10 protein-coding genes are annotated in these 12,774 nt (G+C 63.5%); all 10 read right to left on the bottom strand.

All coding sequences use genetic code 11. The annotated features are described in order from the left end of the window. Positions 1-22: 22 nt before the first annotated feature. Positions 23-601 carry a DUF599 domain-containing protein gene (locus V7082_RS19475; RefSeq protein WP_334151163.1) on the bottom strand — a complete coding sequence of 193 codons (579 nt, stop codon included), beginning with the start codon at positions 599-601 and terminating at the stop codon, positions 23-25. A 107-nt stretch (positions 602-708) separates the two neighbouring features. Further along, on the bottom strand, positions 709-1,938 hold the full coding sequence (gene ilvA, locus V7082_RS19470) for a threonine ammonia-lyase (RefSeq protein ID WP_334151162.1): 1,230 nt from the start codon (positions 1,936-1,938) through the stop codon (positions 709-711). A gap of 96 nt (positions 1,939-2,034) precedes the next feature. Continuing rightward, a complete protein-coding gene (locus V7082_RS19465) occupies positions 2,035-2,412 on the bottom strand; it encodes a RidA family protein (protein WP_334151161.1) in 378 nt (125 codons plus the stop codon). Positions 2,413-2,467: 55 nt separating this feature from the next. Then, a complete protein-coding gene (gene pflA / locus V7082_RS19460; protein WP_334151160.1) occupies positions 2,468-3,322 on the bottom strand; it encodes a pyruvate formate-lyase-activating protein in 855 nt (284 codons plus the stop codon). 3 nt (positions 3,323-3,325) lie between these two features. Next, complete coding sequence (gene pflB / locus V7082_RS19455) at positions 3,326-5,575, bottom strand: formate C-acetyltransferase (RefSeq protein WP_334151158.1); 2,250 nt, start codon at positions 5,573-5,575, stop codon at positions 3,326-3,328. Between the two features lie 65 nt (positions 5,576-5,640). Further along, on the bottom strand, positions 5,641-6,813 hold the full coding sequence (locus V7082_RS19450) for an acetate/propionate family kinase (protein ID WP_334151156.1): 1,173 nt from the start codon (positions 6,811-6,813) through the stop codon (positions 5,641-5,643). Then, the gene (locus V7082_RS19445) at positions 6,810-7,784 is read right to left on the bottom strand and encodes a phosphate acetyltransferase (protein ID WP_442909826.1); all 975 of its coding nucleotides are present in this window, start codon (positions 7,782-7,784) and stop codon (positions 6,810-6,812) included. The genes V7082_RS19450 and V7082_RS19445 overlap by 4 nt, the downstream gene beginning before the upstream one ends. A 49-nt stretch (positions 7,785-7,833) precedes the next feature. Then, positions 7,834-10,581 (bottom strand): HAD-IC family P-type ATPase, encoded by a 2,748-nt coding sequence (locus V7082_RS19440; protein WP_334151154.1) that lies wholly within the window; start codon positions 10,579-10,581, stop codon positions 7,834-7,836. Positions 10,582-10,632: 51 nt separating this feature from the next. Continuing rightward, on the bottom strand, positions 10,633-11,472 hold the full coding sequence (locus tag V7082_RS19435) for an SLC13 family permease (RefSeq protein ID WP_334151153.1): 840 nt from the start codon (positions 11,470-11,472) through the stop codon (positions 10,633-10,635). 93 nt (positions 11,473-11,565) lie between these two features. After that, entirely contained in the window at positions 11,566-12,444 is an 879-nt protein-coding gene (locus V7082_RS19430; protein WP_334151151.1) for an SLC13 family permease, read from the bottom strand. Positions 12,445-12,774: the final 330 nt, after the last annotated feature.

Here is a 12,774-nt window from a genome sequence, read left to right as displayed (position 1 = left end):
GGGGTGACGAACGGAGTCTACATTATTTCGGGTACCCGTTGAGGGGGAGGGTCACGCGTTGACCCTGATTGAAGTGGCAGGCGGCCTCCTGCGCAAGCTGCGCCGTGCGATCGGTATAGTCTTGTGCTCGCGGTGTGCCCTGCTCGTTCGCCGGCGGCATCGCGCCCATCATGATGGCCGCGTAAATGAATAAGCGGTACGACCAGGCGAATTTCAGAAACGCATAGGCGAAGATGATGACGAGGCCGATGATCTTGGCCTCCCATTGCTGCGGTGTGGTGTGCGTCCCGAAAGGCAAGCTGGCGAGCGTGTTCAGAAGCTCGCTGCTGGGCCCGAAAACGTTGAGCACTCCGCCAAGGCCGATCAGCGATGCCGACGCAAAGAAGGCCGCGCCGCTGTGCAGCGAGGCCATGATCTGTGTGTCGGCAATGCGCACGTCGCGGGTGCTCACTTCCTCAATCCAGGCAGACCGAAACCGGTTTGCCTGCGAATTGAGGCTCTGCGCGCCGTAGTCCGTCCATTCCAGGATGGCGCTGTAGGCAAGCCAGACTCCGCAAAACCAGGCGAACGCAACGAGATCAAGCGTGGGGAACAGAAGCATGCGCGTTGGACTCCGATGCTGGCATCATCCCTGGACGGCCGGATGGCCTGCGGTTCGGCATCTTCGCCGCTTCTATCCCCCCTCGCTGCACCGCTTGGCGCCGATCCTTACTCCGCCTCCACCAATTGCGTTCGGTAGCCTTGCGCACTGATCGCGTTGAGGAGGGCCTGGGTCTCCTTGGCGCCGGGCGTCTCGACCAGCAACTCGAGCTCGGTCTCCCGATAGGCGGTGGAGTTGAAGGCGCGACGATGATGGATGTCGAGAATATGTGCCTTCTCGGCCGCAGCCAGAGCGCCGATCTTGGCGACGCTATCGGGGCGATCCGGCACGACGATCAGCAGCTTCGCCAACCGGCCGTCGCGCGCCATGCCGCGGGCGACGATGTTTTTCAGGAACGTCGTGTCGATGTTGCCGCCCGTCAGGATGGCGCAGACCTTCTTGCCGGCCACACCGGAAACCTTGCCGCTGAGGAGCGCGGCGACGCCTGCGGCACCGGAGCCTTCCGTTACGATCTTTTCCGATTCGAGCAGAACGAGAACCGCCTGGGCGATCTCGTCCTCGGTGACGGTCACGATCTCATCGACGTATTTCTGGACGATGGGGAACGTGTATCCGCCCGGTCTTCCAACCGCGATACCGTCGGCGATCGTCGTTCCCGAGACGGTCACGATCTGGCCCGCCTCGACGCTCGCCTTCATGCTGTCGACCGCTTCCGACTGCACGCCGACGATGCGGACGTTCGGATTGGCGTCTTTCAACACCAGGGCCATGCCGGCGGCGAGGCCGCCGCCGCCGATCGGAACAACGAACACCTCGAGTCCCGGATTCTGCTCCAGCAGCTCCAGGCCGACGCTTCCCTGTCCGGCGATCACCCGCGGGTCGTCGAAGGCATGCACGAACGTGTATCCCTTCTCCTTCTGAAGCTCGGTCGCCCGTCCGAAGGCGTCGTCATATCCGGTGCCGTGCAGGACGATATCAGCCCCGTATTTTCTCGTGCCGCGCACCTTCGCCATCGGCGCCGTCTCGGGCATCACGATGGTGGCGTGGACGTTGCTGCGCTGGGCCGCGAAAGCGAGTCCCTGGGCGTGGTTTCCTGCGGATGCCGCGATGACGCCGGCTTTTTTCTGCGCGTCGTCCAGACAGAGCACCGCGTTCATTGCGCCGCGATCCTTATAGGCTCCGGTGCGCTGCAAGTTTTCCATCTTGAAGAAAAGCTCGCAGCCGAGCTCGCCGCTCAAATTGGGTGAATACGTACAGGGAGTGAGATTGACGTATTTCTCAATCCGCTTGCGAGCTTCCTTGATGTCGGCCACTGACACGGCGATCGTCGAAGACATTCTGGTACTTCCTCTAGCCAACAGTTTGATGGACGAAAAAGCGAGTAAGTCATTAGGGGGTATGCGGAAAGTGTTAGCGGGTTTCCGTCGCGAGAGCTAGGTGAGCGTTGCGATGCATTCGATTTCAACGCGGGCATCGAGTGGCAGGCGGGCCACCTGCACGGTGGAGCGCGCTGGCCGGTGGTCGCCAAAGGCGCGTGCGAAGATGGCGTTCATTTGCGGAAACTCTTCGAGATTGCTGAGAAAGACGGTCGTCTTCAGCACCTTCGAAAGGTCGCTTCCTGCCGCTCGCAGCACGGCCTCCATATTGGCGAAAACTCTCTCTGTCTGCTCGACGATTCCCCCCTCGACGATCTTCATCGTCGCCGGATCGAGCGGTATCTGGCCCGAGCAATAGAGCAGCCCTGCATGCGCAATGGCCTGACAATAGGGCCCGATGGCCTCGGGGGCGGCGTCCGTGGCGATGGTTTGCATGCCTGATCCTCTGCTGGTTGGAAGGCGGATTACTGTTCAAGTCATGATCCGGGCGTCAGAAGACCGTGAGTCCCCGTTGCCGGAATTGCTCGCGAACGCGTTCGGTGAGTTCGGGAGTGGGAGACTCGGTATCCTCGAGCGGATATGGAATCTGCAGCTTGTGGTATTTCTCCATCCCCATTTGGTGGAAGCGCAGGATCTCGACGCGCTCGACCGTCTCGAGGCTTGCGGCGATGTCGGCCACCTTCTCGACATTGTCGTAGGCGTCCGTGAGGCCCGGCACGAGCACGAAGCGGATCCACATCTTGCGCCTGAGATCGGAGAGACGGCGCGCATACTGGAGCGTCGGTTCGAGCGGCTGGCCGGTGACCCGCTGATAGGTCTCGGGATCGCCGGACTTGATGTCCAGGAGATTGAGGTCGATGTCCTGCAGCTCGGCATCGGTGAACCTGTCCCCCAGCCGTCCGCAGGTGTCGAGGCAGGTGTGCAGGCCCAGTTCCTTGCTTCTGCGGAAGACGCGCGCGGTGAATGTGTGCTGCACCGCGGGTTCGCCGCCGGAGATCGTGATGCCCCCCTGAGAGATACGGAGCACTTTGACGTACTTGCCGATCTTGCTCATCATCTGGCTCAGCTTGACGGGCCGGCCGTTGGATTTATGCCAGGTGTCGGGGTTGTGGCAGTACTGGCAGCGTAGCGGGCATCCCGTCAGAAAGAGGACGAAGCGGATGCCCGGACCGTCAACCGTGCTGCCGACCTCGATCGAGTGCACATAGCCGATCAGATCCTCGCCGCCTTCGAGCGTCTCCTCGTCGCTCGGATAGGCCTCGTAGTACGAGTGGGCGGCCTCGCGGTCGGCCACCCCGGCCCGCGAGAGGTGCAGCGCGTATCGACCGTCGTCGGGGATTTTCACGTCCTACTCCGCGCCATGGAACGTGCGATTGAGCACGTCGAGCTGCTGTTCCTTGGTCAGCTTGACGAAGTTCACGGCGTAGCCGGACACACGGATCGTCAACTGCGGATACCTGTCCGGGTTCTCCATCGCGTCGCGCAACGTATCGCGGTTGAGCACGTTGAGATTGCAATGGAATCCGTCCGAGGAGAAGTACGCGTCGAGGCCGTTGGTGACCTTGGTGATGCGCTCGTGCTCGGTTCCGAGCGACGTCGGCACGATCGAGAGCGTGAGCGATATGCCGTCCTCGGCGTCGTCATAGGGAAGCTTGGCGACGGACAGCATCGCGGACATCCAGCCGTGGGTATCGGCGCCGTTCGAGGGATTGGCGCCCGGCGCGAAGGGGACGCCGGCCCGGCGCCCGTCCGGGGAATTGCCGGTCTGTTTGCCGTAGACCACGTTGGACGTGATGGTCAGCACGGACTGGGTGTGCACGGCCCCCCGATAGGTCTCAAACTGGCGGATCTTGTTCATCATCATCGTGACCAGCATTTCCGCGATGCCGTCCACGCGATCGTCGTTGTTGCCGTATTTCGGATACTCGCCGTCCACCGCGTAGTCCACGATCAGGCCGCGCTCGTCCCGAATGGCGGTGACCTTTGCATATTTGATGGCGGACAGGCTGTCGGCGGTGTGCGACAGGCCGGCGATGCCGCAGGCGAGGGTGCGCAGGATATCACGGTCGTGAAGTGCCATCTCCACGGCCTCGTAGCAGTACTTGTCGTGCATGTAATGGATGATGTTGAGCGCATTGACATACGTCTTCGCCAGCCATTCCAGCATCGGGTCGAGGCGCTTGAGCACCTCGTCGTAGGAGAGGACATCGCCTTCGACGGGTGCGAACAGCGGGCCGACCTGTTTCCCCGAAACCTCGTCGCGGCCGCCGTTGATCGCATAGAGCAGCGCCTTGAGAAGGTTCACGCGGGCGCCGAAATACTGCATCTGCTTGCCGACGCGCATCCCGGACACGCAGCAGGCGATCGCCGCGTCGTCTCCGTATTTCGGACGCATCATGTCGTCGGACATGTACTGGATCGCGCTCGTGTCGACCGAGCATTTCGCGGCGAACCGCTTGAAACCGTCCGGCAGGCGGGGCGACCAGCCGACGGTGAGATTGGGCTCTGGCGCGGGGCCGAGATTGTAGAGCGTGTTCAAGATGCGGAAGCTCGTCTTGGTGACGAGGGTACGCCCGTCGTCGCCCATGCCGCCGATGTATTCCGTCACCCAGGTCGGGTCGCCGGAAAAGAGCTGGTTGTACTCCGGCGTGCGGAGGAAGCGGACGATGCGGAACTTGATCACGATGTCGTCGATCAGCTCCTGAGCCTCGGACTCGGTGATCTTGCCCTCCCGCAGATCCCGATCGATGAAGATGTCGAGGAACGTCGACAGGCGTCCCACCGACATGGCGGCGCCGTTCTGCTCCTTGATGGCGGCGAGATAGGCGAAGTAGGTCCATTGCACCGCTTCGCGGGCGGTCGTTGCGGGGCGCGAGACGTCGTAGCCGTAAAGCTCCGTCATCTTCTTGAGCTGCTCGAGCGATCTGATCTGCTCCGCAAGCTCCTCCCGCAGCCGGATGATCTCTTCGGTCGAATGGCGGCGATCGATCTCGTCGCGCTCTTTCCGCTTCTCCTCGATGAGGACGTCGACGCCATAGAGGGCGGGGCGGCGATAGTCTCCGATGATGCGTCCGCGTCCGTAGGCGTCCGGAAGGCCGGTGAGGATGCCGGAGCCGCGGCAAGCGCGGATTTCGGGCGTGTAGGCGTCGAAAACGCCGTCGTTATGCGTCTTGCAGTATTCCGAGAAGATCTTCTTGATCGACGGATCGGGTGCGATCCCGTAGGCGTCGAGGCTTCCTTCGACCACGCGCCAGCCCCCCTTCGGCATGATGGCGCGCTTCAAGGGGGCGTCGGTCTGGAGGCCCACGATCAGCTCCAGGTTCTTGTCGATGTAGCCCGGGCCATGCGCCAGAATGCTGGAAGGCTCCTGCGAGACAGCCAGCACGCCCTTCTTGGTTTCCTCCGCCAGCAGCGGGGTCAAGGTCTCCCATATCTTGCGGGTGCGCGGGGTTACGCCGGCAAGAAAGGACGAGTCGCCCTCGTAGGGAGTGTAATTGCGCTGGATGAAATCCCGGACGTTGATCCGGGTGCTCCACGAACCGCGCGTAAAGCCGCGCCAGGCGTTCGCGTTGTCGGTGTCGATAACTTTCACATCCATTACGATACTCCTTTTATTCGGTGCCGCCGCGCGTCGGACGATTTCGATCGGATCGCCGGGGTCGGTCAGAGCAGGGCTTCGGTGTGGCGGGCGATGACGAGTTCTTCGTTCGTTGGGATGACCCAGGCCGCGACCTTGCTCGCGGACGTGCTGATCAGAGGTCCGTTGGCGGCGTTCGCGGAGGGATCGAACTCAAGGCCGAGCCACGCGGCCTCGCGGCAGACCCTTTCGCGGATCTCGGTGGCGTGCTCGCCGATGCCGGCGGTGAACACCACCGCGTCGAGACCGCCGAGGGCCGCTGCGAGGGAGCCGAGTTCGCGAACGATGCGGTAGATGAAAACGTCGATGGCGAATTTCGCGCGGGGATCTGCGCTTGTGAGCAGCTCGCGCATGTCGCTTGAAATCCCCGACAGGCCGAGCAATCCGGACTCGTTGTAGAGCAGCTTTTCAATGGCGCGCACATCCATCCCGAGCTCGCGGATGAGGTAGAGCACGACGCCTGCATCGAGCGTGCCGGAGCGCGTCCCCATCGGCAGACCATCGAGCGCCGTGAACCCCATGGTCGTGGCCACGCTTTTTCCACCCGCCATGGCGCACATGCTCGCGCCGTTGCCGAGATGGAGCACCACCGTTCGGCCGGCCGCGGCCCGTGCATCGTGTTGCGGCAAGACAGAGGCGATGTATTCGTAGGAGAGGCCGTGAAATCCGTAGCGGTGGACGCCCCGATCGGTGATCGCGGGCGGCAGGGCGAACGCCTGCGCCACAGCCGATGCGGTCTGATGGAAGGCGGTATCGAAACAGGCGACCTGCATCATGCCGGGCCGCCGTTCCGCGACGGCGCGAATGGCCGACAGATTATGCGGCTGATGGAGCGGGGCGAGCGGCACGAAGGTGTCGAGCTTCTTCAGCACATCGTCGTCGACGCGCACGGGCGTGCGGAAGACGTCGCCGCCATGCACGACCCGGTGGCCGATTCCGGCGAGCTTGTCGCCGCCCTCGGTTTCGAGCCAATCGAACAGGAACTGGAGCGCGCCGGCGTGCGCCGGAGGATTGTCCTTGTCCCAGGCGTGCTCGCCCACGACCTCACCGTTGACAGTCTGCGCCCGAAACCGCGCCCGGCTGTGAACCTCCTCTAGCGCGCCTTTCAGTTTGAACTGGAGCGCGCTGTCCTCCTTGGCGAACTCGCGGAACTTGATACTGGACGAGCCGGCGTTGAGAACCAGGATCGCGTCGCTCATTTCAACGCTCCCGCCGCCGTTTCAATCTGGCGTCGCGCCACCAGCGCTGCCACCGCGCAGGAGGCGAGACGGCTCTGCACGGAATCGGCGCGGCTGGTCAATGTGATCGGCACCCGCGCCCCGAGCACGATCCCCGCCGTATCGGCCCCCATCAGGAACGACAGGCTTTTCGCGAGCACGTTGCCGGCCTCGAGATCGGGCACCAGCAGGATATCGGCGTGTCCGGCGACAGGCCCCGAGAGCCCCTTGATCCGGGCCGCCTCGGGGCTGATCGCATTGTCGAGCGCCAGCGGCCCATCGAGAATGCCACCGGTGATCTGGCCTCTGTCGGCCATCTTGCAGAGCGCTGCCGCCTCGACCGTCGATTGCAGCTTCGGGTTGATCTTTTCCGTCGCCGACAGGATCGCGACCTTGGGCTCCGTGATCCCGACGGCCCGCGCGAAGTCGATCGCGTTCTGGGCGATATCGACCTTCTCCTCGAGGGTCGGAAAGATGTTGATCGCGGCATCCGTGATGACGAGCACGGTCGGATGGTTGGGGACGTCCATGATGAAGCAGTGGCTGAGACGCCGCCCGGTTCTGAGGCCAGTGTCCCGCTTGACGACGGCGGCCAGCAGTTCGTCGCTGCTGAGGGAGCCCTTCATCAGCATCGTCGCGCGCGCCTCGCGCACGAGCGCAACCGCCTTTTCCGCCGACTGCTGGCTGTGTTCGGTATCGACGATCTCGAACGGGGAAATATCGAGTTTCGCCTTCTCCGCGGTGGCCTCGATGCGGCGCTTCGGCCCCACCAGGATGGGCGTGATGATGCCTTGCGCGGCGGCGTCGACAGCGCCCGCAAGGGACGACTCGTCGCACGGATGGGCCACGGCGGTCGGCGTTGCCGGCAGACCCTTCACCGTGGCGATCAGTCGTTGAAACGCTTCGCAATGCTGGGTGCTCATGGCCGATGCCTTTGCTGGATGAGGAGAGATCGAGGGAAGCGGTCGCAGCCGCTCGTCCGTTTGCATAGGAGTGCAGGCCTCATGTTCCCGCCTCCACGGCGGTCACGGCGCTGCGCAGCGATGCCGACGACCGGATGATGAGCTTCTCCAACTCGACCACGAGGAAGAAAATCCCTCCGCCGAGGATCAGCCACGGCCACACCGCGAGCGGAATGGCCTCGTTGTCGAACAGCGTCTGGAGGGGTGTTGCGTAGGTGAACAAGAGCTGCAGCACGATGACCGCGATGATCCCGAGCGGCAGGATCTTATTGCCGGTATGAGCCTTGAGCGACAGCGAACTGTCGAGCAGGTAGCGGCTGTTGAGGAGATAGAACACCTGGCCGATCGTGATCGCGTTGACCGCGACCGTGCGGGCCAGTGCATCCGAGCCGCCCTGTCCCTTGATCCAGAAGAAGGCCCACAGCGTGAAAGCAAGTAGCGCGAAGCCGACGAAGACGATCCGCCAGACGCCGAACCGGGTGAGGATCGGCCGGTCGACGGCACGCGGCGCCCGGCTCATCACGTCGACTTCATGCGGCTCGAACGCAATAACGAGGCCGAGCGCGACGGAAGTGACCATGTTCACCCACAGAATCTGCGGCGCGGTGATCGGCAACGTAAAGCCGACGAAAATGGCTGCCATGATGACCAGCGCCTGAGCGACGTTGGTCGGCAGCATGAACAGCATCGCCTTCTCGATATTGTTATAGACCGTGCGCCCCTCGCGGACGGCGGCCGAGATCGAGGCGAAGTTATCGTCGGCGAGCACCATTTCGGCTGCTTCCTTGGTCACCTCGGTTCCCTTGATGCCCATCGCGACGCCGATATCCGCCTTCTTGAGCGCGGGGGCGTCGTTCACGCCATCTCCGGTCATGGCGACGATCTGTCCGTTGGCTTGAATGGCCTTGACCAGACGCAGCTTGTGCTCGGGTGCCGCGCGCGCGAACACGTCGGCGTCGCGGACGCATTCCTGCAATTCGGCGTCATTCATGGCTTCGATGTCGGCGCCGGTGAACGCCGTCTTGCCGTCGCCGATGCCGAGCATCTTGGCGATCGCCGCGGCCGTGATCTTGTGATCTCCGGTGATCATGGTGACGCGAATGGAGCCGCCGTGGCATTCCTTCACCGCTTCGATGGCCTCCTTGCGCGGCGGATCGAGCAGGCCGACGAGGCCGAGAAACACGAGGTTCTTGGGCAGATCGGCAGGGTTGAGCCCACCGGTCGGCACCTCCGGATCCTCCTGCCAGGCGAGCGCTAGAACCCGCTCACCCTGACCGGCCAGCTTGTCGGAGGCTGTCTCGAAGCGTTGGCGGTCGAACGGGGCGGGCGAGCCGTTCGCGCTTTGTTGACGGTCGCAGTGCTCGAAAATGACTTCCGGCGCACCCTTGACCAGAAGGATCTTCCTGCCGCCGCTGCTGCCGTTCAGAGTCGCCATGAAACGATGCTCGGATTCGAACGGGATCACGTCGAGGCGCGGATACGCCATCTGCTCCGCCTGCCGGTCCATTCCGAGCTTGGTCGCGAATGGATAGAGCGCGCCTTCGGTCGGGTCGCCTTCGACCTTCCATGTGCCGTCCTGCTGAAACAACTGTGCATCGTTGCAGAGCATGGACACGCGGCCGAGAAGCTCCAGAACCGGATCCGGGGAGGCGGGCCGTCCGTCCTTCTTGATTTCGCCTTCGGGCGCATATCCATTGCCGGTGACCTGGACGTCCGTATCCGCGGTGGTGGCCGAGACCACCATCATTTCCATGAGGGTGAGGGTTCCGGTCTTGTCCGAGCAGATGCGCGAGACCGAGCCCAGCGTTTCGACGGCGGGAAGGCGCCGGATGATCGCGTTGCGTTGCGCCATGCGCTGCACGCCGATCGCGAGCGTGATGGTGATGAGCGCGGGCAGGCCCTCGGGAATGGCGGAAACCGCGATGCCGGTGATGGCCTGAAAGAGCTCGACGAAATCCTTGTGTCCGACCCATCTGCCATAGGCGAACACCAGGGCGCTCACGATGCCGATGACCGCGGTGATCGTGTAGCCGAATTTCTTGATCTGGCGTAGCAGCGGCGTTTCCAGCGCGCTGACGTTCGCGAGCAGCTGATTGATGCGCCCGAGCTCCGTCTCGCTTCCTGTTCCGACCACGATTCCCGTCGCGCGTCCCGATACGACCATCGTGCCGGAAAATGCCATGCTCTCGCGGTCGCCGACCGTGGCCTTGAGAGGCACCGGCTCGCTCGTCTTTTCCGCGGGCACCGACTCGCCCGTGAGGGCGGCTTCCTCGGTGCGCAGGTTCTTGACATCGGCGAGCCGGAGGTCGGCCGGCACCTTGTCCCCCGACTCGAGGAGAACAATGTCGCCGGGGACAAGCTGCTCGGCCGGGATCATGCGCGTTTCGCCGTCGCGCATCGTCCGCGCCTCGGCCGAAAGCATGTTGCGGATCGAGTCGAGCGCCTTCTCGGCCCGGCCTTCCTGGATGAAGCCGAGCAGGGCGTTGAGGACGACGACACCCAGAATGATGGAGGCGTCGAGCCATAGATCCATCATCAGCTTGATGAATCCGGCCGCGAGCAGGACGTAGACAAGGACGTTGTTGAACTGGGACAGGAAGCGCATCAGTGGTCCGCGCTTCTTGCCCTCCGGCAGCCGGTTGGGGCCGAATTTCTGCAACCGGGTCGATGCTTCCGCCGTTTTCAGTCCGCTCGCGACGCTGGTCGACAGTTCAGCGGCGACCGCGTCGACAGGCTTGGCGTGCCATGTGACGGTGGCGGTCACCGCTGTTTCTGCCGTTCCGGCCATTATCCACGTCTCCGCAACTGATAGCGTTCGTCGCGCTGTTTACCGTCCGCCTCAGAAGCTCCAATAGAGCGGCACGACGAACAGGGTGACGATCATCCACCAGACTGCGATCGGCGCGCCGAACTTGGTGTAGTCGGAGAACTTGTAACCGCCGGGGCCCATGATCATCAGGTTCACGGGCGTTGCGACGGGCGTGAGCAGCGCGCCGTGCGAGGCAATTGCGAGGCCGACGATGAAGGGGAGAGGGGACACGCCCATCTCCAAGGCGGTCGCGATGCCGATCGGGAAGAACAGCAGCGCGGCGGCGGTGTTGCTGATGACCGACGTGACCGCGAGACAGGCCAGGAACAGTCCGCCCAGCACGGCGCGCGGCCCGGCGTCGCCGAGCACTTCGATCACCGAATGGCCGATCATGTCCGCCGCGCCGGTCTGGGTCATGGCGGCGCTCAGGGGAATCATGCCGCCGACCAGAAAGCAGGTATTCCAGTCGATCCCTTTGTAGGCCTGGGGCAGAGTCAAGACGCCGAGCAGGACCATGAGGCTTGAGCAGACGAGGCCCGCGACGGCGCTCGGCACCCAACCGGTCGCCAGCAGGACCACCAGCAGCAGAAGGATGCCGAGCGCCTCCTTGGCGCCGGTGGCGAGCGGCACGGCCTGCCGTCGCACCAACTCCGGCGAATCGACGACCAGCACCTGCGGATCGGCCAGATGCTTGTCGAGCGCCTGCCAGGTGCCCTGCAGGAGCAGATGGTCGCCGCTCGCCAGCACATGCGGCCACTGGGTGATATCCTCGCCGCTGCGCTGCACGCCGAGCAGAAGCAGGTCGCCGTCGATCGCGGCCATGCCCGCGAACACGCTCTCGCCGATCAGCTTTGAGCGCGGCGGGATCACGACCTCGGCGAGGCCGGAATTGCGGTTGAACAGCGTATCGGCGAGCCCACCCGGCTCGTTCTCCGCGCGGAAAGCGAGATGCTTGTCGGCCGCCTACCGGCCCGCCGCCTGCGCGTCGCCGCGCACGATGAGGACATCGCCTTCGGCGAGATTAGGACGCTGCAGCGGCTCGCCGGTCTTGGTGTCCAGCACCGCGACCAGAGAGAGATCCGAAACACCCTCCAGGCTCTTCGCATCGCTCGCGGCGCCGATCAGCGAGGACGAGGAGCGGACACGGAGCCGATGCAAGCCGTCCTCGATCCGATACTGTTCGATCAGCGTGGTGGCATGCGCGCTGAAGTCGCGCGGCAGGGACGGGCCGCTCGTGTTGGGCAGCAGCCACTTGTAGGTCAGCAGCATGATGATGATGGTACCGAGCGCCATCGGCACGCCGGCGACCGCGAACTCGAAGAATCCGATAGGTCTGTTTACGGCCCCCTCGGCCGCCTGGGAGGCGATCACGTTGAGCGGCGCGCCGATCAGGGTCAGCATGGTAGCGCCATGGGTGGCGAAGCACATGGGGAGCAAGAGTTGCGATGTCGGAATCTTGAGCCGGACCGCGAGCACGACGCAGAGCGGCAAAAGGGCGGCAACCGTCGCGTTGACGCTGATCGTCGCGCAGAACAGCGACGCCATGAGCAGCAGGTAGATCATGAGGCGGTTGCGGCTGTCGCCCGCGTGCTTGATAAGGAGTTGCCCCGCCCAGGTCGTTACGCCTGACGCTTCGAGCCCCGCGGCGATCACAAAAAGCGATGCGATCAGGACAACGGTCAGATCACCAAATCCACCGAGGGCCTGGTTTGCTGGAAGGATGCCGGTGAAAAACAACGCCAGGGAAACGCCGATGGCAACCATGACGGCGGGAATGCGTCCCCAGATGAAAAGCCCGAGCGAAACGAAAATGAGAATGAAGGTAATTGTCGCGCCGCTCATCTATATCTCCATATGGCGAGGGGTGGCGCTTGCGGCGGGTGGCGCAAGCCCAAGACAGATGCGGTATAGGACTGCTGCAGAGTGACGACGACGAGCGAGGATGGAATCATCGTAGGGACAAACGCCGCGGCCATTGATCATGGACAAATCCATGCAACTCGCGCATTTGGAGCCTCCCCGTACAATTTTATTGCTCGGCAGTTTTTTTCATTTTGACTAAAGCGCGGAGCAACGCAAGCGCATACCGTCGTACGCCACGGCAGCGACGACCCACTATACATGCAGTCCGAGCGGCGAGACAGCGGTCGCAAGCTTCGGCCGGTCCCAAGG

It is taken from the genome of Hyphomicrobium sp. (assembly GCF_036833075.1).
GTDB lineage: Bacteria > Pseudomonadota > Alphaproteobacteria > Rhizobiales > Hyphomicrobiaceae > Hyphomicrobium_C.
This window is presented reverse-complemented; position numbering and strand designations above follow the sequence as displayed.